We start from the raw sequence: 23,295 nt of genomic DNA on the forward strand, positions 1-23,295 counted from the left end.
TTGCTCCGCAATTCACTGCGCGATCACGCCTCAGCGTGTACGCGTCTGAGGACGCACGACATTCATCTGCAGCTCGTGGGCCGAAGCGTATCTGCCCAGCACCTTGATCAGGCGCTGCTCCTCTGCCTTGTGCAGACCGCTTCGCCTGCAGTACTCCGCCACGTCCCAGACATGCTTGGCATCGGTCTTTTCGAGCTTGCGGATGTCCATGTGTCTCATTCTGCACCTCCCACCTCTGGCGAGAAACGTCGCCGCTCCGATTTTGGTTCCACCGCCTCGGCAAGGCACCGAATGCGCGTCACGCGCTGCGATGCGCACCCGTGACGCCGTTTTCCGCGTCCCGCGCTTGCGTTCCCTCTTGCATGCAGTCGCGGCGAACGTCCTTCAGCTCCTGTTCGTCCAGCTTCTCTATTCCGATGAAGCGGTTCTCGGCGTCACTCACTCGGATCAGCTCGTCGATCTTGGCTTGCAGCGCGACACCGTCGCGGTTCTGTGAGTTCTGAAGCACGAAGACCATCAGGAATGTCGTGATCGTCGTACAGGTATTGACGGCGAGCTGCCATTTTGCCGAGAAATCGAAGAGCGGACCACATATGGCCCAGATGACGATCGCCGAGGACGCCACGGCAAAAGTGTACGGCCTTCCGGCGAGCTCGGAAATCTGCTTTGAGAATTGGGTAAAGAATGGCTGCATCTGGCGTGCTCCTTCCGAAAGCCGCCAACGCGGCGACGGCCTGCTTGGTTCCTGCCGGCGAGGATGACGGCCAGCCGAACCGAGGGAACAAATCGCACTGCTTGCCGTTCAGCCTATGGCGCATCGCGTGCGACACGTATTGCGCGCCGTGCTTCGTTCCTCGTCCTTTGGATGTCGTCTCCCCGGACTGCTGCAGGGCGAAGGAGAGACAATCCTCTGCATGTTTCCTCAAATCGCCCATTGGAGGACAAAAACATGCAGGAATTCAAAGTGCTAAAGCGCCCTTGTGGGTCTGATAAGACGCACGGCGCTGTAGAACGGAAGAAGGACCCGATGCCTCAGAAAGACAACAAGCTTCAGAAACTGACACTGATGCTCGGCCAGACTGTCGCCGCGATGCGTGTCAATGAGATGGTGACATGCCGGTTGCTGCACTGGGTTGCTGCGCAGACCGACGACCCCCAGCGTTTCATTGCGGAAGCCATGGAGGATATGCGAGAAGAACTGAGGAGCGCGGCCGGGGCCGATGGCAGCCGGGTCACGGCGGAGGCGGCCCAGGAAGCTCTGGACTATCTCGACAACTTGGCCGCCGAGATGCTGGCTCCGCGAAGCCGCAAGCGCGTGTCCGGCGAGACCAAGGGCGTCTCACCGGTGGAAGGATATCACTTCCCTTCGTTCACATCCGCTCAAGAGGGGCGGTTGAGCGCGGCCGCCCGTGATCCCTGAGGCTATGCCGGAAAGACCCCGGCATATTTCGCCTCATTGCGCCCCATGATGCGGCACGGATTTCGGCGCCTCTTCCAGGAAGGTATAAGGCCCCTCCGGGCATTTGACGTCCGGATTGACCGGATGGAACAGGCCGAGCGGGTTCGGCTTGAAGATCCAGGCATGCAGGTCGTAATGATGCAGTTGCGCCGGTAGAAGCGGCTCATGGCCCTCCATCGGCCCGTCGAAAGGCCGCCCGAACAGCTCGGGCTTTGACTTGACACCGGTGGCGAGCGGGATCAGCCACTCGACGGCAACGAGCTGCAGCTTGTCCCCAACCGGCTCGTAGACCAGCAAAGTGGGCTTCATCGGGTCGGGCACCGGGCCGATCAGGGCGGGGTTCAGGAAATGCACCCCCATCGTGCCGGTCGCGAAGGTGACGCAGCCGAGCGTCGAGAAATAGCCGTCGCGCACGGCAACCACCGGATCCTGGTATTTTTCAAGCGACGCCTTGAGCTTCTCGAGCTCCGGCGGAAGCTTGTCGGACGCGTTGACCAGATGTGCGGACATGAAAGCAATGGCTGCCGCCAGACAGTTCGTCCATAGGCGGCGCAGCACCGGAGACATAGGCATGGCTCGGTCCTCCCTCGCTCCACTCGCCTCCCGCGAGGAGCGCGCGACATGATACAGCGGCGCCTTTCCGCGCGCTATTCATGCGATAGTTAGTGCCCGCCGGCTCAAGGATGAGGAGCGCCGATGACGCTCCTCCTCGACCCGCGGACGCCCGACCAGGCGGCACTCAAAGCCGAACATCCCACAGGGAAAACTTGGCTTCGAAGAGCCGATCCTCGTTCTCCGGAAGACCGATGTCGCGGCGCATGCGATCTGACAAATGCGAGACCCGGTTCGTCGTTTGACGATGCCTCCAGATGGCAATCAGAAGCGCACGCGCAGTCTTCCAGGCGCCGAATTTCCGGCACAGGTCATCGACCGTCGGAGCGAGGGTATCAACAACTAAAAATTGTGCTTCACGCATGATTTTTCCATCCCGGCGCATCGAGGCGGCCAGGTCCTTTCGAAGGTCAGAAACGCGCGGATGCGAAGGCGAAGATACGAAAATCGCTTCGTCAGCCGGTCACGTCAGATCAGGTGGAGATAGCGCCAATCGGCGGAAATCCGGGGTTTAATAGCCCTGGACACCAAATCGGCTCGGGCCAAATGCGCGATGCATCGATGCCACGGCAGCCGTTCCGCAAGAGGGGCGCATGGTCACGAGAGTGGAATTCATTGCACGCCTCCTCTGGCTTGAATTAAGAGTGATGCCAACATACACGAGTCCGGCCGATTGGCAAACACACAATTTCGGATTGTAGCAATTGCCGACAATTCGTTGCAAGACAGCAACAGCTTGGCGCTCCAGTGACAGCATGCCGGTGATCGTCTCTCGCCGGTCCCCGCGGGAAAAGAAAATGTGGACGGCCTCTAGGCGGACCGGTCCAGCGGTGTCTTCTGCTGGCGGGTCGTCGCCGCCGCTCCGGAGACGCCGCAGCTCTCTATCGGCAAGAGCGGCTACTGATCGCTGCCGAGAAGCGCGGCGATTTCCCCCATCGCTGCGGCCGACAAAGCGCCCTTTTCGAGTGCGGCGAGATTCTCGCGCACCTGCGCCTCCGTCTTGAAGCCGGGGATCGGAAAGGTATTGGGGGAACGGGCGAGGATCCAGCCCAAGGCCCCCTGTGCCAAGGTCCTGCCGCCGGTCTGGAGGAGTTCCCGCACCGCGGCGAGGCGTTGCAGATGCTCGGCACGCGGCCGGCCGTCCTCGAAGAACCGCACCCAGCTGTGCCCGGCCGCCCTGACGTCAGTGGGTGGCAAGCGCGTATCCGGCCTGAACTTGCCGGTCAGGAATCCCATCGCCAGCGGCGAGCGATTGAGGCTGGCCAGATTGTTGCCCTCGCACATCGCAAGCATCTCCGGCCCATCCGTGAAGACGTTCAGCTCCTGCTGCACGGCGACGAAATGGGGGAACTTCACCATGCGCTTCGCCGCGGCGGCATTGTCCGTACTCCAGCCCCAGAAACGAATGGCGCCCCGCTCCGCCAATTTCTCGAGCGTTTCAGCGGCCGCATCCGCTTGATCGCTTGAAAGCTCGCCGACGTGGATTTGATAGAGGTCGATATAGTCGGTGCCCAAACGCCTGAGCGAAGCCGCGCAGGCCTCTTTGATATAGACGGGAGTGACATCGGTGCCGACGAGAGCCCGGGCGGCGCGATCATAGGTATAGCCGAACTTGGTTGCGATGATTGCCTCGCCCCTTCGTCCGCTCAGCGCCCGGCCGATCACCTCCTCGCTGTGACCGGTTCCATAGGCATCGGCCGTGTCGATCAGCGATGCACCCATTTCGAGCCCGAGGCGGAGGGCACGGATCGACTGTTCGTCGTCGACCTCGCCCCAGCCATCCGGCTTTCCGTTGAGCGTGAAAAAGCCCCCGATCGCCCAGCCGCCCAGGCCGATAGCCGCGGCCGAAAGGCCGGACCGGCCCAATTGTCTGCGTAGAGTCGCGGGCATGTCGGTGGCAAGCATGGTATTCTCCTCACGATGCGGTGCTCATCAACCATGTCATCGCAAACCGGCGATCAGAAGCCCGAATTCCGCAGGATGTTTTTCAACAATGAGAAACGTCATTGACGAGTGGGAGGATCACGTGGGCGAGCGAGCCGTCAGAGAAGTGCCCTGAAAACGAGCCCTCGGGCCTCATCGCCGAAAGACGTAAACCGCACCTCCGGCGTCGTCGGAGACGAGGACGGAACCGTCCGGCGCCTCCTTGACATCGACCGGCCGGCCGACGTCCCTTAGAAAGGTCGTCGCCGAGACCGGCCGTCCGCCCCGGAAGCGCAGCCGCACGACCTGATAGCCGACCGGCACGGACCTGTCCCAACTGCCGTGCTGGGCGACCAGCGCGTCGCCGCCGAGGCTGCGGAAGAAGTGGATTCCCAGGGCTGCGACATGAGCCTGGAAATTGAAGACGGGCGCGATCTGACGGGCGGGCGGCGTCGCGTCCTCAAATCCTGTGAGACGGATTTGGCCGCCGAAATAGGGGAAGCCGTAGAAGCCGCCCGGCCGAAGCGCATTCAACTCGTCGGGCGGGACGTCGTCGCCCATCCGGTCGGCACCATTGTCGGTGAAGAACATGGTGCCGCCTCGCCAGTCGAAGCCGACAGAGTTGCGAACGCCCCAGGCGACGCGTCGAAGGTCCGACCCGTCCTGGTTCATGCTGACGATCGTTCCCTGCAGCCCGCGCGGCGAGCAGATGTTGCAGGGCGATCCAAACGATACATACAGCCGGGCATCGGGGCCGACTGCGATGTAGCGATAACTGTGGGCGCCCGAATTCGGCAGGTCTCGGCGAATATCGCGCCGGCCGCTCAGAGCGCCGCCGCGCCCGATATCGAAAACGGTGATGCTGTCCCTCGAGGCGACGAACAGGCGGCCGCGGGAACACGCGACGCCGTTCGGAGCGGAGAACCCGGACGCCACCCGCCGGGCGCGGCCCCCGGATAACGGCACGGCATAGACCGAGGACCCCTTGGTACCGACAAACAACGTGTCGCCGCAGACCGCCATTTCGCGCGCGGCGGGGACGCGGGCAAGCAGTTCGGCTTGGGCGGGGGCAGCGACGCCGAAGGCGACGGTCGCGACAGCGGCGAGCGCGAGAAATCCGGCTTTGGCGGCAAAGACGACCATAGGCGCCTCCGAATGCAAGCTGAATTGCTGGAAGGAATTGGAGCGGCCCACTGTCGTTTCAAGCGGAAGCGCCGGCCTCACGGCGAAGTGATCGTCGGAAGCCGTTGTTGAACTACCGGTTCGGCGAGCCGACACGCGGCGTTGGCTCGCTCATGAAGGGACGCTCCCCTTTCCGCACCAGATAAACCTCGCGCTCCGGATTGGCTTCGATGACGAAGCCTGCGCTGCGCAGCATCGCCTCGACGCCGGCGCGGTTCGGGATGAACCAGTTGGTGGGATCATCGGCGAAGCGGTGTTCGACGAAAAACAGCTTGGGATAGTCCGGACGATCGAAAACATCCCATTCCGGAAAATCGTAGTTGGTTTCGACCGGCGAGACCGACCTCGATCCGCGCTGCATGCACTGGAACAGCATCTCGTCGCCGACCACGTGCTCGTAGAGGAGATCGAGCGCCAGAAGCGGATGGCGCAGGTGGTAAAGAACACCCATGAAGATCACCAGGTCGAACCTTTCGCCGAGCTGCGCTACGTCGTAGACGCTCATCAGCCGGAACTCGATCCGCATCCCTGCCTGCTCGGCGGCGAATTTCGCCTGCCGCAGATAGCGCGGATCGGAATCGATGCCGAGCACCCGACCGGCATTGCGGCGCTTCATTTCCTGTGAATAGAAACCGGCATTGCAGCCGATGTCGAGCACGCTGCGCCCGCCGAGGTCCTCCGGCACGACATGCTTGAACGCCTTCCATTTCACGGCGGGATAGTCTCCGAGGAAATGATCGGGAGACGTTTCGACGCCGGCGATCCGCATGTTGTGGAACCAGGGTCCGAGCGCGGCGATCTCATCCTCGATCGTCGTTCGGTATTTCGTCTGCTGAACCATCGTCAGAGATCCTGCGAAAGAGCCGACATTTCCGGCTGACGCGTGGGACGGCCGCGCCGGCGGACCGGCCTTTGCTCCGGGAGCATCCGTTGGAACCAGCCGATCGTATGAGTCAGCCCCTCGTGTAGCGGAACCTTCGGCTCCCAGCCGAGAAGCGATTTTGCCCGGGCAATGTCGGGGCGGCGGCGTTGCGGATCATCGGGCGGCAAGGGTGCGTGGACGATCGTCGACGCGGTCCTGACTTTCGAAAGCACGAGCTCGGCGAGCTCGATGACGGTGAACTCGCCCGGATTGCCGAGGTTCACCGGCACCCCCGGATTGGGATCGCGATTCATCAGCCTGATCAAGCCCTCGACGAGATCGGACACATAGCAGAAGGACCGCGTCTGCTCGCCGCTGCCATAGACCGTCAGCGGCTCGTTGTTCAGCGCCTGGACGATGAAGTTCGAGACGATCCGGCCGTCGTTCGGGCGCATGTGCGGGCCGTAAGTGTTGAAGATACGCGCCACTTTCGCGTCGACGCTGCCGGCCCGCAGGCTGTCGAAGCAAAGCGCCTCGGCCGCCCGCTTGCCTTCGTCGTAGCAGGCCCGCGGCCCGGTGCAGTTGACATGGCCCCAATATTCCTCCTGCTGCGGATGCTGTTGCGGATCGCCGTAGATCTCGCTCGTCGAGGCCTGAAGGAACCTGGCACCGTGCCGTGCGGCAAGCCGCAGCAGATTTCCGGTTCCAGTGACGCTTGTCATCATCGTATGGATCGGGTCGGCCTGGTAGGAGGGCGGCGAAGCCGGGCAGGCGAGATTGTAGATCTCGTCAAGCGGCTCATCGCTTGCGATTTCGTCGCAGACATCCTGTTCGACCATGGTGAAATAGGGGTTGCGCTGAAGTTCGGCGACATTCGCCGGAGAGCCCGTCAGATAGCTGTCGAGGCAGATCACCCGGTTGCCGGCATCAAGCAGGGCTGAACAAAGATGGGATCCCACGAAGCCGGCCCCGCCGGCGACCAGGATGACCTTTGCGCGATTGGCTCCGTTTCTCTTTGCCATAGGCCGTTCTCCTTTGGGTTATACCCGAAGCCGCCGCTCGGAATGTCTCGTGGCGAGATCGGTCTTGGGCGCGACGCTTTCGATGGCCTCGACGAAGGTTCTGGCACGCACCGCAGCGCTATGCGCGCTTGCGACGCGCTGGTAGGCGCGGTCGGCGACGGCCCGGCACTGGCGATCGTCGAGGCTCGTCAGTGCCGCGACGACGTCGTCGCTGCTCGTTGCGACGATGGCGGCCTGTCCCGGCGGGAAGAAGCTGTCCAGGCCCCTCCACCAATCGCTGATCAGCGGCGTGCGGCAGGCGGCCGCCTCGAAGAGCCGGACGCTCGGCGACCAGCCCGCCGCCACCATGTCGGCACGGGTCACATTCAGCGTGAACCGCTGGCGGCTGTAGAACTCGGCATGTTCGGCAGGCGGCAGATGCTCGATGCGCTCCACATTGCCCGGCCAATCGATCCCGAGCGGATAGTTCGGCCCGGCAACGACGAAGCGCATTTCAGGCAATCGCCGCGCCGGCTCGATCAGCAGACGTTCGAGTATCGGCTGCCGGTCGGGGCTGAAGGTTCCGAGATAGCCGAGATCCCATTTTCTCGGCGCACCGGTGTTGCGATAAATGTCCAGGTCGACGGCGCAATAGAGCGGCACGGGTCGCCTCGCCCCGAAGTCGCTCCGAAGCCGATCGAGCATCCGGCCGCCGGAAAAGGAGAAATAGAGATCGAAGAACGGCACCTGCCGGCGCGCCAGATATTCCTCGTCGCCGCGCCCGAGCTTTGCAAGCGTCACCGGCGTGTCGATGTCGTAGAAGCACAGCCGCTTCGGGCCGAGATCGAGGACCGCGTCGATCACCTCCACCCCGTCCGGCACGTAGGACCCGATGACGACGCCGTCCGCACCGGCCAGCCTGCCGCCATGCCGCGTCAGCAGTTCGTCGACGCTGCCATACAAAACAAGCTCGCAGAACTCCGGCTCGATGAGGTCGCGGTGGCTTGCATACCAGGGGACGTCTCGTTCGAGGAAAGTCACCCGATGGCCGGCGGCGTGGACGCCCCGAAGCAGCGCTCGAAATGTCGTCGCATGGCCGTTGCCCCAAGAGGAGGATAGCGAAAGGCCGAGGACCGCGATATCGAGCGAACGGTTCATTCGGCTGCCTCCACCCGACGCGACCGCTCGCGGAAGATGCGGTCCACTTCGGCCGCCCGATGTGCATAGGTATGTTCGCCGAGCACGCGCTGGAACGCCCGCTCCCCGACCTCCCTCGCAACCTCAGCCGTCAAGGTCCGCATCAGTTCCGCGACGTCGCGGCCGTCGCGGGCGACCAGCACCTCCTCGCCCGGCTTCAGGAAGAGTTCGATGCCTTCCCAGGCATCGGTGATCAGGCAAGCGCCGGCGCCTGCCGCCTCGAAGACGCGTGTGGCTGGCGAGAAACCGTTCTCAGCCATGCTGTCGCGCGAAATGTTAAGGACCGCGCGCGGCGTCGCGTTGAAGGCGTTGTGGTCGGCAGTCGGGACATGGCCGATATAGGCGACGTTTGCAGGCAGCGGCTTGTCGTGCCAGCCGGCTCCCCCGAGCAGGAAGCGCCGATTGCCGAGTTGCGCTGCCGGCTCGAGGAAGAACGCCTCCACCCGCGCCTCGCGATCCGGCAGGCGATTGCCGAGGAAGGCAAGATCGGCCGCAAAGCGTGGGTCTTCGGCGACGCGATGATGCGTCTGCGGGTCGACCGCATTGTAGATCGGCACGCATTGGCGGGCGCCAAGCGCGCGATAGGATCCGACGACCGGATCGCCGCCGCCATAGGTCAAGACGAGATCGAGCGATGCGAGGGCGCGCCGCAGCGGATGATCCGGCGAGGCCCGGAGCTCCTGAAGCGTCGCGGGCGCGTCGACGTCCCAGAAGATCTTGAGCGCGGCCGGACGTGCTGCCGACATCACCTTTTCGAGCAGGTCGTCGTCCTCGAAGCCGACGCCGCTCGCCTTGATGACGATGTCGGCCTCGGCCGACGCCGCAGCAACCCGCTTCAGCGCCGCGACCTTCCCTTCGTAGACGACGACCCTGCACCAATCCGGCGGCTCGATGTCGCGGTGCTTCTGGCGGTCATAGACGTCCGGCTCATAAAAGGTGATCTGATAACCACGCGCGGCCAGCGCCCGCAGCAGACCGCGGTAATAGGTCGCCGCACCGTTCCAATAGGCCGAAACGAGGCTCGATCCGTAAAATGCGATCCTCATAGCGCCACCTCCTTCGTCGTGACGAGATCACCCGCAGCGCCTATCGGCCGATAGGAAGCGACGATCTCAAGGAGCTCGTCGACGCGATGCGCGCAGGTGTGGCGTGTCCGGATCGTCTCCAGCCCGCTTGCCGTCAGCTCTTTGGCAACGGCCTGCTCGGCGAGCACCTGGCGCAGGAGACGCGTCATCTCCGATCCATTCCGGGCGAAGAGAAAGTCCTTGCCGGCGCGGAAAAGCCCCTCCGCATCGTTCCACGGCGCCGAGATCAGCGGAATGCCGCAGGCAAGCGCCTCGAACACGCGGATGGTCGGGATTCCGGGCAAGGCCTCCACATAGGGTCGGCGCGGGATGTGCACCGTTGCCCGGTGCTCGGCGAAGGCACGCGGCACCGCGGCGTTGGCGATCCAGCCGCCATAGGCGATTGCCGCCGCCCGCAGCGCCTTCAGCGCGCTGCCGGGATAGCGGACGCCGCGCACCGCGGTCTTGAGCCTCAGCCGTCCCGCCGGCTCGATGAGGAAGGTGGCGATCTCGCTGCTCCGCTCGTCGTCGCCCCAGTTGCCGATCCAGACCAGATCGCCGGTCTTTTCCACCTCCGGCATCGGGTGAAACAGCGAGGTGTCGGCCGCTTCGTGCCAGGTGAAGACATGCTTGCCCCAACCGGCGTTGAGATACTGTTCGCGAAGCGCCTCCCCGAAAGCGAGTACGAAATCATAATCGGTCAGATCGAGCCGGGCGATCTCGCGCCGCTGGCTGACGGCCCGATGATGCGTGTCGTGAAAGGCGAGCGTGAACCGGCCGCCATTGCGTCGGAGGCGCCCGAGCCGGGCGATTAGGGTCGGCTCGGTCCACTCGTGCACAACGACCACGTCGGCGTCATCTACTGCCGCCTCGTGATCGAAGTTCGGGTCGTAGCTCTCCGCGCGCAATTCGGGGAACTGCTTGCGGAAGGCGGCGATCGGCGCGACACCCTGGTCGGCGATCAGGTTCAGGCGGCTCCAGGAATCGCGCGGCTCAAGAGCCGTCGCCTGATGTCCGCGGCGAACGAGTTCGCGCATCACGCCGCGCAGGAAATGGGCATTGCCATGGTTCCAGTCGGAAACGAGGGATTGGGTGTAGAACAGGAACCGCATCGCTCACTCCGCTGCCGTCAATCGGGAGGATTTGTGCATCGCCAGGCTGTAGGCATCGAGCACCCGGTCGCGCTGCGCTTCGATTGTGAAGCATTGCGACCGAGATCGGGCCAAGCGGCCAAGCTCTGCGCGATGCGCGGCATCCCGGGTCAAATCGTTGACTGCATCCGCCAGCGCCTCCGGATCGCGCGGATCGAAGAAGCGTGCCGCACCATCCCAGAGTTCACGGTAGGTTGCGATATCGGCAAGCACCAGCGCCGCTCCGGCGCCGGCCGCCTCAAGCGGCGCCAGGCCAAACGGTTCGTAGATCGACGGCGAAACGACGACCGCAGCGCTCGACATCAGCGCCATCACCCGCTCGTGACTGATCTCGCCCCTGTGATCGGCGTGCGCGATGGCGAGGTGCTGGCCGTTCGGCCCGCTGCACGCCCCCGCCATGACGACCGGCCAGCGGATCGTGGCGGCAGCCCTGTCCAGCACCGCGCCGTTCTTGCCCTCGTCCCACCACCGCCCCGCTGCAAAGACGAAATTCCGCTTTGAGATCATTGCAGGCTGCTCGCGGCTGGCGTTGTGGACGACGGCAAGATTGTCGATCGGGCCATAGCAGCGCTCAAGCGCCGCCGCATGGCTCCGGCTGGGGGCCAGAACCACGTCAGCGCGATTGAAACCCAGCCGGTTGCGCCGCTTCTGCCAGTGCCACTCCTCCGGCGGGCCGCCATTGCGCACGGCCTCGAACCAGGTGACGACGCAGGAATGAGAGACGGTGACGACGGGCACCTGCACAGCCAGGCCGGCCGCCTGCGAAGGCAGGTTCAGATGAATGAGATCAACGGAATGCCGGAGCGCCAGTTCGCCGAGCCCATCCGCCGCGGCTTCGAGTGCACTTTCCTCGTCGGCCATCCAATCCAGCGGCACGCCAAGCCATTCGAGGCGGCCCATCCGGGCAGCTTCCCGACTTTGCACCATGGAGGGCGCGGGACCGAAACCCGCAAAGACTGTTTCGATGCCTGCCTTGCGGAGAGCCTCGGCAAGATCCATCGCGTAGCGCCAAACACCGCCGACCGCATCGACGCTCATCAGGATGCGGCGCGGCAGCCGCGCCGGGCCCTCATGGGTGAATGGGCGCGAGACGGCTGGAGCGCGGGCGATCATGCGGTGACCCTCCGCGGCCGGTCCCGAAACCGAGACTTGCTGACCTCCGCCCAATCCTGCAGAAGCCAGGCATGAAGGTCGCGCAGGCCGGCGCGCCAGCCCGTGTGGGGTCTCCAGCCGACAGCGTCCGCAAGTACGCGCGTGTCGGCGACGAAATACAGCTGGTCGCCGGCGCGCCAGTCGCATTTTTCGGTCATCAGCCTGCGTGCCGTCAGGAGTTCGATCTCGTGCAGGACCTCGGCGAGGCTCACCGCATTGTCGGGACCACCGCCCAAATTGAAGGCACGGCCATGAAGGCGGTCGATCGACGTCAGCAGTGCCCTATAGGCTGCCACCGCGTCGCCGACATGGAGAATATCGCGCACCTGCTTGCCGTCGCCGTAGATCGAGATCGGCTCACCGGCGAGCGCGCGAATGAGAAAATGCGCAACCCACCCCTGATCCTCCGTGCCGAACTGCCGCGGACCATAAACGCAGCTCATGCGGAGCACGGCTGTCGGCAGGCCGAAGGACTTCGCATAGTCCAGCACGTACTGGTCCGCGACGCCTTTCGAGCAGCCGTAGGGCGTAGAAAAATCGAGCGGCTGCGCCTCTCCGACTCCGTATCGGCGCGTTACGGCATCGGCCGGCAGGTAGCGATCTCCTGCCTCTTCCATCTCCAGGCCTGCCAATCCCCCATAGACCTTGTTGGTGCTGGCGAATATCACCGGTGCGCGGCGCCCGGCACGCCTGGCCGCTTCTAGGACGTTCAGAGTACCGCGCGCATTCGTTTCGAAGTCATCGACCGGCTGCAGCAGGCTGGTCGTCACAGCCGTCTGCGCGGCGAAATGGAAGATCGCCTTGGCGTCCTTGAAAACCGGCTCGATAGCGGCAAGATCGCGAATATCCGCAATCTCGGCCTCGACGGCCCCGCCATGATTGTCCACGAGCCACTCTAGATTGCGCTCGACGCCCGGGCGGCTCAGATTGTCGAGGACGATCACCTTCTCGCCGTCGCGCAGAAAGCTGTCCGCGAGATTGCAGCCCAGAAACCCGCTGCCGCCGACAACAAGGGTCGCTGCCGCTTTCCCGGAAAGGGCGGGCGCCGCCACGCCTGATCGCTTGTCAACCGACCGGGCGCTCATCGGACGAGCCCCCGCGTTTCGAGATGACGCTTCATTTCGGCGCCACGGTCGATCGCACCGACGCTCAGCACCCAATGCGCGAATTCCGCAAGCGAGTCCTCGAGCCTGTGCGTCGGCTGGAAACCGAGCAGGTCGCGCGCCTTGGAGATATCGGCGAAGCAATTGCGGATGTCGCCGGAACGCGCCCTGTTCATGATCTCGGGCTCGAGTTCGGGGACACCCATGGCTTCCGCCAGCAGCGAAGCGACGTCGGCAATGGCGTAGGCATGGCCGCTGCCCACATTGATGACGTGGCCCGCCGCCTGCGGCTGCTCGAGCGCCAGCCGGAAGGCGCGCGCCACATCGCGCACGTGAACGAAATCGCGCCGCTGCCGGCCGTCCTCGAACACCATCGGCGACTGCCCGTTGGCAAGCCGTGACGCGAAATTGGCGAGGACGCCGGTATAGGGATTGGAAAGCGCCTGCCCGGCACCGAACACGTTGAAGAGGCGGAGTGCGACGGCCTCCCTGCCATAGGCTTCACCGAAGATCAGCACCTGTCGTTCCTGGGTGTATTTCGTCAGGGCGTAAATGGAGGCGAGGTCGACAGGCTTGTGCTCGTCCGTGGCAACGGGCCTGAGCGTCTCTCCGTTCGGTCCGAGCAGATCCCATGCGCCGGCCCGGATATGGGCAGGTGAGCGCCTGGCATTCGGCATGCGCTCGCCCGTCGAGGACTCGTAAAGACCTTCGCCATAGACGCTCATCGACGACGCGACGACGATCCGCTGGACCGGGCTTTCGATCATCGCCTCGAGCAGCACGGCCGTCCCGAGATCGTTCACACCGACATAACGGGCGATCTCGTACATCGACTGGCCGACGCCCACCTCGGCGGCGAGATGGATGACGCAATCGATCTCCGTCAGCGCGTCCTTGACGGCGTCCGGATCGCGAATGTCGCCCCGGCGCATGTCGACGTCCGGCGGCAAGGTGATCTGTGCATCCGCGTGGACCTGCTCGTGAAACGAGTCCAGCACGGAGAGCTCATAGTTCCTCGAGAGAAGTTCATCGACTACATGCCTGCCAATGAACCCGCAGCCGCCGGTGACAAGTACCTTTGTCATAACCGCTCCTGACTATGACCAATCAGAGATAGAGACAAAGCTCCAACAAACGTCTGCAGCAAAGGTTCCTTCATCTATGACTTCTTCTTTGAACATCTATATAGCTGATGATTGTGCTGGCTATCGCCCGCGCACGCCCAAGCTACAAACCTCGCTCTTCCCATGAGGTTCCATGACAATCGGCCGGGCAGGAACAAAAGCCGGAACATGAGGTTAAGGGCCCAAGGCGGCCGAGCGTCTTTCTTGGGGCGCCGCGACGAGGGTATGGCGGGGTATATTCTTCCACTCAACGCCCACGCTGTGCCGAGCCGCCGGACATGCTCCATGTCAACAGCGGGAGGCAGGCATGAACATCAGAACGCAGCCGAGGACAGACACAATGTCCGCGGCGATCATCACCGGGCCAGGCGAGTTGCGGCTCGAGAAATTGCCGGTGCCTGAGCCCGGCCCCGGGCAGGTCCGCATCAAGCTGCAAGGCTGCGGCGTTTGCGCATCCAATCTCGTACCCTGGGCCGGGCCGGAATGGATGCGGTTTCCGACCGAACCCGGCGCGCTCGGGCATGAGGGCTGGGGGATCATCGACAAGATTGGCGAAGACGTGCATGGTTTCGCACCGGGCGACCGCGTCGCGGCGCTCTCCTATCACGCCTACGCGACCCACGACATTGCGGACCAGACCGCGATCGCATCCCTTCCCGCCGCGCTCGCGGATGAGCCCTTTCCGGGCGAGCCGCTCGGCTGCGCCTTCAACATCTTCCGGCGGAGCGCAATCCGGCCCCGCGAGACCGTGGCGATCATCGGCATCGGCTTCCTCGGCATCCTCCTGACGGAGCTCGCAAGCGCGGCGGGCGCAAGGGTCATCGCCATATCGCGCAGACCGTCTTCGCTCGCTTCGGCCAAACAGGCCGGCGCAAGCGAGGTCATCGCCATGGACGACCATTGGCAGATCATCGACAAGGTGAAGCAACTGACCTCCGGCGCGCTTTGCGACTGCGTCGTCGAGGCGGTGGGCAAGCAATGGCCGCTCGACCTCGCCGCCGAACTGACGAAAGAGCGCGGCCGCCTCATCATTGCAGGCTACCACCAGGACGGACCGCGGCAGGTGAACATGCAGCTCTGGAACTGGCGCGGCCTCGACGTGATCAATGCGCATGAACGGGACCCGGCCGTCTACATGCGCGGCATTCGCGAAGCGATCGAGGCGACGGCAGCCGGCCGCCTGTCGCCCACAAGGCTCTATACGCATCGGTTCCGGCTCGAAGAGCTCGGCCCTGCGCTCGACATGACGCGCGATCGTCCCGAAGGCTTCATCAAGGCACTGGTGATCTACGATGAGTGACGCGATGCCACTTGCAACGAAACTGGACGCCACGACCCGCCCACGCGTCGGCTTCCTCGGCGTGGGGCGAATCGGCTTGCACCGCATGCGGGCGATCGTCGAAACCGGCGCCGTCGAAACGGCTGCCATATTCGACCCCACGCCGGAAATGGCGGCTGCGGCGCGCGAGCTGACGCCCGACGCCGTCTTGGTCAATTCCCTTGAAGCCCTGCTCGACCAGCGCCTCGACGGCATCGTCATCGCCTCTCCGAGCGCCCTCCATGCCGCCCAGTCGATCGTGGCGCTGGAGCAGGGCCTGGCGGTCTTTTGCCAAAAGCCGCTCGGTCGAACACGCGACGAGACCCTGGCGGTCGTCGAAGCGGCGCAGCACGCCGACAGGCTGCTGGGCGTTGATCTCTCCTATCGTCATACCGTCGGCATGCAGCGGATTCGGGACCTGATCACTTCGGGCGAACTCGGCACCGTATTCGCAGTCGATCTGACCTTTCACAACGCCTACGGTCCCAGCAAGCCATGGTTCTACGACAAGGCGCTTTCCGGCGGCGGCTGCGTCATCGATCTCGGCGTGCACCTCGTCGACCTCCTGCTCTGGGTCCTCGGATTTCCGGAGGTGGCCCGCGTCGAAAGCCGGCTGTTTGCCAAGGGCGTTCCCATCCGCCGCGATGGCGACGAGGTCGAGGACTATGCCGTCGCGACACTCGAACTGGCTGACGGAGTCGTTGCCCGGGTCGCTTGCTCCTGGCACCTGCAGGCGGGATGCGACGCGGTGATCAGTGCCGATTTCTACGGCACCGAAGGCGGTGCCAGCCTCAGAAACGTCGACGGCTCCTATCTCGACTTCCGGGCCGAACGGTATCGCGGCACACAGCGGGAGGTGCTGACTCTTCCCCCGGACGATTGGGGCGGACGCGCCGCGGCGATCTGGGCCGAGCGCCTTGCCGCAGGCGAGCGCTTCGATCCGGAAAACGATTGCTTCGTCACCGTCGCCGACGTTCTCGACAGGATCTACGGAAGATAGCGGTGACGGCTACGCACCCTGTCCGGCGCCCTCTTCGAGGCGCCGGAGCAACAGGCCTCGATAGCGCGCCACGAGCGAGTCCAGCCGCTGCACTTCCTCGGCGGCAGCACCGCACTTTGCAGAGCTCCAAAGGCCAAGGTGGAAAGCCAGATAACAAAGCTCGAGGATGTCCTGCAGCTTAGCGTCTACGGCGCACAAGCAGCCGTCGGACACGACCGCGCGAAGATCGGCCGCTTCATCCGGTGAGAGATCGAACTCGATGGTCGCACCAGCAATGTCCCAGGCGATATCCTGAGGTCCGACGAGGTCGTGGCCAGCACTATGATCGAGCCCATCCGCCTTCAGGAACCCCTCGGCGCCGGCCAGCCACTCCCACGGGTGAAGGCGGCCGTCCGTATCGACGGGCACCACAGGAAGATCATCACCATTGGAAAGCCGAGATTTCAGCCGGGTCGCAACGGCTTCGCCGAGCGCTTCCTCCGAATTGGCGATGGCCATCTCGTACAGCATTGCCATCGAGGCGCCATTCGTCTTGGGCCGCGGCAGCCGGCTTGCCCGAAATGCTAGATAGCGGCCGAGATGTCCAATGAATTCCGCACGGTGAAACTCGCTTGGCGCAAGCGGCGCCGCCGCAATCCACTTCTGGACCAGGAACCCATGGCAGAGGCCGGCGACCGGCGGCGCGAAACCGGCCTTCGCCAGCAACCGTGCCTTTTCGAGCTTGCGTTGTCCGACGTCGCCCAGGCCCGCGAATTTGACGAGCCATGTCCCGTCGGAAGCATGCGCCAGGAATTTGCGCCGCTCGAACCGCGGATCGGCGGGCGGCCAGGAGTCGCGTCCGCACGCAAGCACGCTACGCCAGCCTCCGCCGGAAATCTCTTGCAGCGGCTGCCGTAGAGGGCCGACAAGCTCGCTCACCCAAGCGGCGAGCCGGTGCGGCGGGTGTGCCCCGAAGAAAAGCTCGTCCAGCTCGACGACGTGGCGGGGGCGCTCTGCCCAGCGTTTGCGGTGATCCTCGCTCGCTTTCGGTCCGAGCTCTCCTCTATGGCCGGGAAAGAAGTGGATGCGGTCTTCGCGGACGCCGTGCTCCTCGAGCCAATCCGCCACGCTTCCGAGGGAACTGCCGGAAAGGCCGGGCCCCTCGTCGACGATCGCGAAATCGGCCGTCCCGTCCTGCAGTAGCCGTCGCGAAAGATGCGGGCCGACGCGGATTTCCCTTCTAAAAGGATGACCGACCGGGCGCAGGGTGACCGGCGCCGCCGCCCCGATCGCAGCGGCGACCGCGGCCGAAAGGCTGGTGCCGATCGAGCGGAGGCCGATAACGACCGTGTTTGCGGCAAGCCCGGAGCGCCGGGCCGCTTCCATGTAACATTCCGGATAGAGCGCATAGAAGGCATAGCCCTCCCCCTCCTTGATCGACAGGTCCCATGGCGCCCGAAGGTCGCGGAGCAGTGCCCAGATATGCTCCGGCGGGGCTAGGCGAGCAGAGAACCCCGAAGACCAGGACTGGGCGACGAGCCGCGCAAGCTCGAGAAGCAGAGCGCCGGACTTTTCGCGCCTTGCCGACAGCTCGTCCGCACCAAGCGTGTCGAACTCGGCGTCCGACAGTCCCTGCACCAGCTCGCCCGCCTTGATGAAGATACCGACCAAAGCGGCGTGCCGCTCGAGACCCGGCGAACGTCGATCGAACGTCCGCAACTGTGCGGCAATTGCCTCGCACAAAGTGTCGGCCCGGTCGCTGCGCTTCGGGTCACCGTAGACCAGCATCGCTCCGCCCATTGCTCTTCATCGGCGTTGAACGCGCGGCGGCTCATTTCGATCCGCGGAATGCGTGCGGAACCAACCGCGGGAACCATTCCGGCGTGCGTGGGTTTGGCGAGCATTGTAGATGCCTTGCGGGAGTGCGGCGATGCGATCGAAATCCATTCGAATCGGGCTGGTCGGAATCGGCAATTGCGCATCTTCCCTCGTCCAGGGAATTACTTTCTACCGTGACGCCAAGGAAGACGAGCCGGTGCCGGGGCTGATGCATGTCAATCTCGGCGGCTATCACATCAGCGATATCGAAGTGTCCGCCGCCTTCGACGTTGCCGCTTCGAAGGTCGGCCGCGATCTCTCCGAGGCGATCTATGCCCCTCCGAACAACACGTTCCGTTTCGCAGAGGTCGCTTCGACCGGGGTCACAGTGGAGCGCGGCAGAACGCTCGACGGGATCGGCCGGTATCTGCGCGAGGAAATCCCCGAATCGGAGGCTCCGGCCGTCGATGTCGCCGAAGTCCTGCGAAGAAGCGATACGGACGTGCTGGTCTCCTACCTCCCGGTCGGCTCGGAAGTGGCGACGCGATGGTACGCGGAGCAGGCGCTCGCCGCCGGCTGCGGTTTCGTCAACTGCATTCCCGTCTTCATCGCCTCCGACCGATCCTGGCAAAGAAAGTTCGCCGAGCGGGGCCTGCCGCTGATCGGCGACGACATCAAGAGCCAGGTCGGCGCCACCATCGTGCACCGGCTGCTCGCCAATCTCTTCCGCGACCGAGGCGTCAGGATCGACCGGACGTATCAGCTCAATTTCGGCGGCAATACCGACTTTCTCAACATGCTCGAACGGGAGCGGCTGGAATCGAAGAAGATCTCGAAGACCCAATCGGTCATTAGCCAGATGGACATGCCCCTTGCTCCCGGAGACATCCATGTCGGCCCCAGCGACCATGTGCCTTGGCTCGCCGACCGGAAGTTCGCCTATATCCGTGTTGAGGGCACCACATTCGGCAGCGTCCCGCTGAATGTCGAGCTGAAGCTGGAGGTCTGGGACTCGCCGAACTCGGCCGGCGTGGTCATCGATGCGGTTCGCTGCGCCAAGCTCGGCATGGACCGCGGCGTCGGGGGTCCGCTTATCGCACCCTCGAGCTACTTCATGAAATCGCCGCCGCGGCAATTCACCGATGCCGAGGCGCGCATACGCCTTGAGGAATTCATCGCAGGCGAAACGGACGCACTCCGGGGAGCGGCCGAGTGACGACCACGTTCCTGCTGGTGCGGCACGCCGCCCACGACAAGATCGGAAATTTCCTCGCTGGGCGCACGGCAGACGTTCCGCTCGGCCCGGCCGGCCGTGAACAGGCCGAGCGTCTGGCAACGCGGCTTGCCGGCGAGAATATCGGTGCGATCTATGCCAGCCCGCGTAAGCGAACCCAGGAAACGGCCGCGGCGATCGCCGCTGCCTCGGACATTCCGGAAGTCGAAACGGCCGATGCGCTTGACGAAGTGGATTTCGGCACCTGGTCCGGCAAGACGTTCGAAGTGCTGAACGGGGACCCGCATTGGCGTCATTGGAATTCCAAAAGGAGCCTTGCCCGCGCGCCGGGCGGAGAGACGATGCTGGAGGTCCAGTCGCGAGTGATCTCGCTCGTCGAAACACTCGGACGGCATGGGGACGACGGTAAAATCGTCCTTGTCAGCCATGCGGACGTCATCAAGGCCTTGGTCTGCCATGTCCTCGGCCTTTCGGCGGACGCCTGGTCCCGTTTCGAGATCGCTCCCGCCTCCATCTCGACCCTGGTCGCGGGCGACTGGGGGGCGAAGATCGTCACGTTGAACGAAAACGGGTCGTGAGCGCCGAAGACCTCGAACAGCGCAATCAACCAGCCGGTCTCCGGCAGTTCGGAGGAATTGATGATCGAAGCCGCAATGATCTGGAACGAGCCGAACAACAAGTCCCATTGGGATCCGGAGATCGACCCCGATTGGAGCCGCTTTGCGCATATGGCGAAGCTCGCCGCGGACGCCATTCATGGCGTGAACCCCAATCTGACAAGGGTGCTCGGCGGCATCTCGCCGATCGACCCGGGCTTCCTGGCTCTCATGGATACCTATGGCGTGCTCGATCACGTCGATGCGGTGGCCGCCCATGGCTTTCCGCTCGACTGGAACCTCTGGCAAATTGACGAATGGCCGCAGAAGATCGCGGAACTGCAGAACGTCACCGATCTGCCGATCTGGGTAAGCGAGGTCGGCGTCTCGAGTTTCGGTGCCGAGGAGGTGCAGCTATGGGGACTGAAAAGAACCGCCGAATTGCTGAAGGGCAAGGTCGAACGAATTCAGTGGTACAGCCTCTACGATCTGCCGAGCGCCTGGCCGGCCACGACCCGGCACAAGGAGGCGGAGGGGTCTTCCTATTACCGGCATTTCTACATGGGACTTCTGCGCGAAGACGGCACGCCGAAGCTGGCGCTCGAGGAATTTGCCCGGCACACGCCGGACATCGGGCTGGTGCAATGGTTCCATTTCGAGGACCCGCGGCTTGAGGACGCCGTAGAATGGATGAAGCGCCTCGGGATCACCTGCCTGCGCACCGGCCTCTCCTGGGCCGACCGATTCCGGCCGGATGCGCTGGCATGGTTCGATCGGCAGATGGAGGCGCTCGAGGATTTCGACGTGACCGTCACCTATTGCTTCACGCCGGAACACCGGGGCCTTGCCCCGCACCATACGAGCGCGCCGATCGTGCCGGAGGAATTTGCCGAATTCTGCGCCGAGATGACCGAGCGCTATGCTCCTCACCCGTCGCCGGTAGGTGTCCTCGATCAGCCTCAGCTCTCACCGCGACCGCCGATGCGATCGACGAGTTTCCCGACCCAGCCGCGCGAATAGGTGACGCCCTGATAAAGGGCGAGCATCGTCGAAGCCCAACGGGTATAGATGATTGGCAGGTGGAGTGCCCTTGCCAGCAGGAAGATGCGATGGCTGTGGGCGCTGATCGAACTGCGCAGCCAGTAGACCAGCATGCGTCGGGCCGGCAGCCCGCTCCATTTCGGCGCCACGCGCTTGTTCGGCCTTATTCCGTATCGCGGCCAGCTCAGGCGAAAGCCAAGCCCCTCGCGTCGCTGTCTGAATCCCGCCGCTTGGGTTCGCACAACGAAATCGGCGTCGACCTCGTCGAGAGCCAGCCTTCCTTCGTCGGCGGCATCGGCGATGAGCCGATGCAGCAATGGAGAGCGAACCACAACGACATTCGTGCCCCGTCCGTCGGACGAGTAGGGTTCGACCCAGGCGTCGCCGAATGAAATGTCCGCCGTCTCGGCGACCACGTCGTCGCAGAAGTTGCAGGCGGAATTCTGAAAATATCCAGCCCCCCAGTCGCCGTCGACGAGATGCCACCAGTCCTTGCTCCTGGTCCCTCCGTCCCTGAGCCGCAACTGAGCGGTGTACCAGTTCGCCGGCCGGCGGACATCCTTCAGCCGGAAATCGACACCCGCAACGTCTCCCATCCTCGCCTGCATCTGCCAGGCGAAGCTTTCGACGAAACGAGCGCTTTTCATGTGTCCGCAAAAAAGGCCGAGCGTGAAGGTGATGCGCTCGCTCAGGACCGGATCCTGCCGAGAAAGGAGATGCACGGCCTTGACGAAGCACGGGATGCCGAGCACCGCATAGCGTCCGGGCCGGCGCCTGATCTCGTCGACGATCGCGGACATCTCCACGGGATAGTAACGCGACTTGGCGCCATCGCGCACGTCTTCCACCGTTCGCGAGATCCGGTAGCGGAAGAGCGGTTGGCGATCGTCCTCGCCGTCGGAGCGCGGCACCACATGAGCGATCCCGTCGACCAACTTCCTCGCCAGAAGCTCGGCGGCCGTCCAGCTTGCCAAGCCGCCGGAGCTGCCGTCCGCCCGAAAGCTCGCCTCGCGCACGTGACCGACAAAGGCTGCCTGGAAGCGCCCGATCAGCGGATCCCGGTGTTTGGCCGATGGGAACCGCTCGCAGGCGATTTCGTCCTCGTTCCGGGCATCTGGAGAGAAGGGACAGAGGGCGGCGAAGTCTGGTGGATTGTTATCCGCCGACAGACCGGAAATTTTCGGCTTGAAGTGGCCATAGCGGTCGAGGCGCATGGTCACATCGCTGGCGCTTGAGCGCGCCACGCAGGCTCCACACCCGATGCACAGGCCAGACTTTCCGATCCGCCGCGGCGTGAGCCTGGGATGGTCAGGCGGAAGTTTCGGCGGATCAGTTGAGGACATAATCCAGATATGCCTGTGAGCGGAGGCGATGCTCGGCGAGCCGGGCTGCGGTGGCTGGATCCGGTGCTTCGTCAAGAGCCGCTCCATAGTCCCGCTCGCCCGCTCCTTGCCAAATGACGTGGCGTTCTGCGCCCAAGAGTGCGGTCAGGTCGTGGATCTTGTTCCAGCGGTAGTCCGACATCACGCAGGCAAAAGCCTTGGAATTGATCAGGGAGAAGACGCAGCCGTGAAAGAAATTCGTCACCACCGCCGCAGCACCGGCAATGAAGCCGGCGAAATCATGTGGCCCGGCGTCGATCCACTGTTCATCGGCCCAATCGTTGCGATAGCCGACGCTGACAAGCTTGATCGCGCGTGATCGCGCCCAGCGTCGAACCGGGTCCTTGAACCAGTCCGGAAAGGAATGGCCATAAATGGCAGCGTAGGGGCGCGGCATTGCCATTCCGTAAACTGCCTCGTCGGAAGCAATTGCCTCGGGAAATTGGAGGCACGGATCGAGGACGAGCGTCGCCTCGCAGCCGACCGCGTTCTCGATGATCGTCTTGGAATTCCCATCGCGCACGGAAATGCTTTCGAACTTCCGCAGCCCCTCCGCCCAGAAGCTCTCGAGCCCGTTTGCAGCCGGATGGTTCCCGAATGTAGCGGCATAGGAAACGAGCCGCCGCGTGGCGAGTTGATCGCCGTAGAACAATCGGCATCCACCATACCAGGGGTGACGCAGGTTCCAGACCTCGTCGCTGCCGACGATGACAAGGTCGCAGCTCTCGCTGCCCGCCGGATCATCCAGCGCAAAGGCTCGGCTGAGCGGAAGTGCTTCAATGGCCTTCAAGAACTTTCTGATTTTCGCCGCATAGAGCGGACCATCGGCAGCCGAGGTCCTGACCGGCAGCAGCGGCTGCAAGGCGCAGCGCCATTCGGCCCGCCTGACGCGATCGGAACGGTGGTCGAGAACGATCGGCTCGTGGCCGCGAGATCGCAACCCTTCGACCAGACATCGCGTCTGCCACAAGGAGCCGTAGTTGATGCAGCGGTGAAATGTCAGGACACCCAATTTCGCCAATGGTCGATCCTCTTCGCACCTAACCGACCGCGCAGGAGTAGGTTCCCGCCATCACTTGCCCGCTGCTGAAGCGGAG

23 protein-coding genes are annotated in these 23,295 nt (G+C 63.9%); 6 read left to right on the plus strand and 17 right to left on the minus strand.

What is annotated here, in order from left to right:
* Positions 1–30: 30 nt before the first annotated feature.
* Positions 31–219 (minus strand): hypothetical protein, encoded by a 189-nt coding sequence (locus NXT3_RS16210; protein WP_037419894.1) that lies wholly within the window; start codon positions 217–219, stop codon positions 31–33.
* Between the two features lie 79 nt (positions 220–298).
* Positions 299–694, minus strand: a complete 396-nt coding sequence (locus tag NXT3_RS16215) for a low affinity iron permease family protein (RefSeq protein ID WP_037419897.1) — start codon at positions 692–694, stop codon at positions 299–301.
* A 255-nt stretch (positions 695–949) separates the two neighbouring features.
* On the opposite strand from NXT3_RS16215, the gene NXT3_RS16220 reads away from it, so the two are divergent.
* A complete protein-coding gene (locus tag NXT3_RS16220; RefSeq protein WP_234819788.1) occupies positions 950–1,420 on the plus strand; it encodes a hypothetical protein in 471 nt (156 codons plus the stop codon).
* A gap of 33 nt (positions 1,421–1,453) precedes the next feature.
* Here the strand turns inward: NXT3_RS16220 and NXT3_RS16225 are convergent, their stop codons facing one another.
* The 12 genes from NXT3_RS16225 to NXT3_RS16280 form a co-directional block, all read right to left on the minus strand.
* Complete coding sequence (locus NXT3_RS16225; RefSeq protein WP_097526605.1) at positions 1,454–2,032, minus strand: hypothetical protein; 579 nt, start codon at positions 2,030–2,032, stop codon at positions 1,454–1,456.
* A 166-nt stretch (positions 2,033–2,198) separates the two neighbouring features.
* Positions 2,199–2,435, minus strand: coding sequence for a DUF1127 domain-containing protein (locus NXT3_RS16230; RefSeq protein ID WP_097526606.1), 237 nt, complete (start codon positions 2,433–2,435; stop codon positions 2,199–2,201).
* Between the two features lie 533 nt (positions 2,436–2,968).
* Positions 2,969–3,976, minus strand: coding sequence for an aldo/keto reductase (locus NXT3_RS16235; protein ID WP_104839697.1), 1,008 nt, complete (start codon positions 3,974–3,976; stop codon positions 2,969–2,971).
* Positions 3,977–4,147: 171 nt separating this feature from the next.
* Complete coding sequence (locus tag NXT3_RS16240; RefSeq protein WP_097526712.1) at positions 4,148–5,137, minus strand: PQQ-dependent sugar dehydrogenase; 990 nt, start codon at positions 5,135–5,137, stop codon at positions 4,148–4,150.
* Positions 5,138–5,249: 112 nt separating this feature from the next.
* Complete coding sequence (locus NXT3_RS16245; protein ID WP_037420129.1) at positions 5,250–6,017, minus strand: TIGR04290 family methyltransferase; 768 nt, start codon at positions 6,015–6,017, stop codon at positions 5,250–5,252.
* Positions 6,018–6,019: 2 nt separating this feature from the next.
* The gene (locus tag NXT3_RS16250) at positions 6,020–7,060 is read right to left on the minus strand and encodes a UDP-glucuronic acid decarboxylase family protein (RefSeq protein ID WP_037419913.1); all 1,041 of its coding nucleotides are present in this window, start codon (positions 7,058–7,060) and stop codon (positions 6,020–6,022) included.
* 18 nt (positions 7,061–7,078) lie between these two features.
* On the minus strand, positions 7,079–8,197 hold the full coding sequence (locus NXT3_RS16255; RefSeq protein ID WP_104839698.1) for a CgeB family protein: 1,119 nt from the start codon (positions 8,195–8,197) through the stop codon (positions 7,079–7,081).
* Positions 8,194–9,282, minus strand: a complete 1,089-nt coding sequence (locus tag NXT3_RS16260; RefSeq protein ID WP_097526608.1) for a CgeB family protein — start codon at positions 9,280–9,282, stop codon at positions 8,194–8,196. Before NXT3_RS16260 ends, NXT3_RS16255 begins: the two co-directional genes overlap by 4 nt.
* Complete coding sequence (locus tag NXT3_RS16265) at positions 9,279–10,412, minus strand: CgeB family protein (protein ID WP_104839699.1); 1,134 nt, start codon at positions 10,410–10,412, stop codon at positions 9,279–9,281. The genes NXT3_RS16260 and NXT3_RS16265 overlap by 4 nt, the downstream gene beginning before the upstream one ends.
* Positions 10,413–10,415: 3 nt before the next feature.
* Positions 10,416–11,489 (minus strand): glycosyltransferase family 4 protein, encoded by a 1,074-nt coding sequence (locus NXT3_RS16270; protein WP_179864789.1) that lies wholly within the window; start codon positions 11,487–11,489, stop codon positions 10,416–10,418.
* 71 nt (positions 11,490–11,560) lie between these two features.
* Positions 11,561–12,688 carry an NAD-dependent epimerase/dehydratase family protein gene (locus NXT3_RS16275; RefSeq protein ID WP_097526611.1) on the minus strand — a complete coding sequence of 376 codons (1,128 nt, stop codon included), beginning with the start codon at positions 12,686–12,688 and terminating at the stop codon, positions 11,561–11,563.
* Positions 12,685–13,791, minus strand: a complete 1,107-nt coding sequence (locus NXT3_RS16280) for an NAD-dependent epimerase/dehydratase family protein (RefSeq protein WP_037419928.1) — start codon at positions 13,789–13,791, stop codon at positions 12,685–12,687. The genes NXT3_RS16275 and NXT3_RS16280 overlap by 4 nt, the downstream gene beginning before the upstream one ends.
* A 346-nt stretch (positions 13,792–14,137) precedes the next feature.
* Between NXT3_RS16280 and NXT3_RS16285 the strand changes: the two genes are divergently transcribed.
* A complete protein-coding gene (locus NXT3_RS16285) occupies positions 14,138–15,130 on the plus strand; it encodes an MDR/zinc-dependent alcohol dehydrogenase-like family protein (protein ID WP_097526612.1) in 993 nt (330 codons plus the stop codon).
* Positions 15,123–16,148: a Gfo/Idh/MocA family protein gene (locus tag NXT3_RS16290; protein WP_097526613.1), complete on the plus strand. Its 1,026-nt coding sequence runs from the start codon at positions 15,123–15,125 to the stop codon at positions 16,146–16,148. The genes NXT3_RS16285 and NXT3_RS16290 overlap by 8 nt, the downstream gene beginning before the upstream one ends.
* 9 nt (positions 16,149–16,157) lie before the next feature.
* Here the strand turns inward: NXT3_RS16290 and NXT3_RS16295 are convergent, their stop codons facing one another.
* Positions 16,158–17,915: a protein kinase family protein gene (locus NXT3_RS16295; protein ID WP_104840019.1), complete on the minus strand. Its 1,758-nt coding sequence runs from the start codon at positions 17,913–17,915 to the stop codon at positions 16,158–16,160.
* A 142-nt stretch (positions 17,916–18,057) separates the two neighbouring features.
* Between NXT3_RS16295 and NXT3_RS16300 the strand changes: the two genes are divergently transcribed.
* The 3 genes from NXT3_RS16300 to NXT3_RS16310 are packed head-to-tail and all read left to right on the plus strand — an operon-like array spanning position 18,058 to position 20,795.
* Positions 18,058–19,161 (plus strand): inositol-3-phosphate synthase, encoded by a 1,104-nt coding sequence (locus tag NXT3_RS16300; RefSeq protein WP_037419938.1) that lies wholly within the window; start codon positions 18,058–18,060, stop codon positions 19,159–19,161.
* On the plus strand, positions 19,158–19,757 hold the full coding sequence (locus tag NXT3_RS16305) for a histidine phosphatase family protein (protein WP_037419941.1): 600 nt from the start codon (positions 19,158–19,160) through the stop codon (positions 19,755–19,757). The genes NXT3_RS16300 and NXT3_RS16305 overlap by 4 nt, the downstream gene beginning before the upstream one ends.
* A 60-nt stretch (positions 19,758–19,817) precedes the next feature.
* Positions 19,818–20,795, plus strand: a complete 978-nt coding sequence (locus NXT3_RS16310; protein ID WP_037419944.1) for a glycoside hydrolase 5 family protein — start codon at positions 19,818–19,820, stop codon at positions 20,793–20,795.
* On the opposite strand, the gene NXT3_RS16315 is transcribed toward NXT3_RS16310, so the two are convergent.
* Positions 20,735–22,159, minus strand: a complete 1,425-nt coding sequence (locus tag NXT3_RS16315; protein ID WP_179864785.1) for a Coenzyme F420 hydrogenase/dehydrogenase, beta subunit C-terminal domain — start codon at positions 22,157–22,159, stop codon at positions 20,735–20,737. The two genes, NXT3_RS16310 and NXT3_RS16315, sit on opposite strands and share 61 nt — an antisense overlap.
* The gene (locus tag NXT3_RS16320; RefSeq protein ID WP_097526615.1) at positions 22,146–23,219 is read right to left on the minus strand and encodes a polysaccharide pyruvyl transferase family protein; all 1,074 of its coding nucleotides are present in this window, start codon (positions 23,217–23,219) and stop codon (positions 22,146–22,148) included. The genes NXT3_RS16315 and NXT3_RS16320 overlap by 14 nt, the downstream gene beginning before the upstream one ends.
* Positions 23,220–23,295: the final 76 nt, after the last annotated feature.

Origin of the sequence: Sinorhizobium fredii, from assembly GCF_002944405.1 — a bacterium.
Classification (GTDB): Bacteria; Pseudomonadota; Alphaproteobacteria; order Rhizobiales; family Rhizobiaceae; genus Sinorhizobium; species Sinorhizobium fredii_C.

Coding starts and splice junctions, on each gene's coding strand:
- NXT3_RS16250 (WP_037419913.1), bottom strand. CDS start 7,060: ATGGCAAAGAGAAACGGAGCCAATCGCGCAAAGGTCATCCTGGTCGCC.
- NXT3_RS16235 (WP_104839697.1), bottom strand. CDS start 3,976: ATGCTTGCCACCGACATGCCCGCGACTCTACGCAGACAATTGGGCCGG.
- NXT3_RS16255 (WP_104839698.1), bottom strand. CDS start 8,197: ATGAACCGTTCGCTCGATATCGCGGTCCTCGGCCTTTCGCTATCCTCC.
- NXT3_RS16285 (WP_097526612.1), top strand. CDS start 14,138: ATGAACATCAGAACGCAGCCGAGGACAGACACAATGTCCGCGGCGATC.
- NXT3_RS16260 (WP_097526608.1), bottom strand. CDS start 9,282: ATGAGGATCGCATTTTACGGATCGAGCCTCGTTTCGGCCTATTGGAAC.
- NXT3_RS16220 (WP_234819788.1), top strand. CDS start 950: ATGCAGGAATTCAAAGTGCTAAAGCGCCCTTGTGGGTCTGATAAGACG.
- NXT3_RS16240 (WP_097526712.1), bottom strand. CDS start 5,137: ATGGTCGTCTTTGCCGCCAAAGCCGGATTTCTCGCGCTCGCCGCTGTC.
- NXT3_RS16270 (WP_179864789.1), bottom strand. CDS start 11,489: ATGAGCGTCGATGCGGTCGGCGGTGTTTGGCGCTACGCGATGGATCTT.
- NXT3_RS16265 (WP_104839699.1), bottom strand. CDS start 10,412: ATGCGGTTCCTGTTCTACACCCAATCCCTCGTTTCCGACTGGAACCAT.
- NXT3_RS16210 (WP_037419894.1), bottom strand. CDS start 219: ATGAGACACATGGACATCCGCAAGCTCGAAAAGACCGATGCCAAGCAT.
- NXT3_RS16280 (WP_037419928.1), bottom strand. CDS start 13,791: ATGACAAAGGTACTTGTCACCGGCGGCTGCGGGTTCATTGGCAGGCAT.
- NXT3_RS16290 (WP_097526613.1), top strand. CDS start 15,123: ATGAGTGACGCGATGCCACTTGCAACGAAACTGGACGCCACGACCCGC.
- NXT3_RS16300 (WP_037419938.1), top strand. CDS start 18,058: ATGCGATCGAAATCCATTCGAATCGGGCTGGTCGGAATCGGCAATTGC.
- NXT3_RS16315 (WP_179864785.1), bottom strand. CDS start 22,159: ATGTCCTCAACTGATCCGCCGAAACTTCCGCCTGACCATCCCAGGCTC.
- NXT3_RS16275 (WP_097526611.1), bottom strand. CDS start 12,688: ATGAGCGCCCGGTCGGTTGACAAGCGATCAGGCGTGGCGGCGCCCGCC.
- NXT3_RS16310 (WP_037419944.1), top strand. CDS start 19,818: ATGATCGAAGCCGCAATGATCTGGAACGAGCCGAACAACAAGTCCCAT.
- NXT3_RS16245 (WP_037420129.1), bottom strand. CDS start 6,017: ATGGTTCAGCAGACGAAATACCGAACGACGATCGAGGATGAGATCGCC.
- NXT3_RS16295 (WP_104840019.1), bottom strand. CDS start 17,915: ATGCTGGTCTACGGTGACCCGAAGCGCAGCGACCGGGCCGACACTTTG.
- NXT3_RS16225 (WP_097526605.1), bottom strand. CDS start 2,032: ATGCCTATGTCTCCGGTGCTGCGCCGCCTATGGACGAACTGTCTGGCG.
- NXT3_RS16230 (WP_097526606.1), bottom strand. CDS start 2,435: ATGCGTGAAGCACAATTTTTAGTTGTTGATACCCTCGCTCCGACGGTC.
- NXT3_RS16215 (WP_037419897.1), bottom strand. CDS start 694: ATGCAGCCATTCTTTACCCAATTCTCAAAGCAGATTTCCGAGCTCGCC.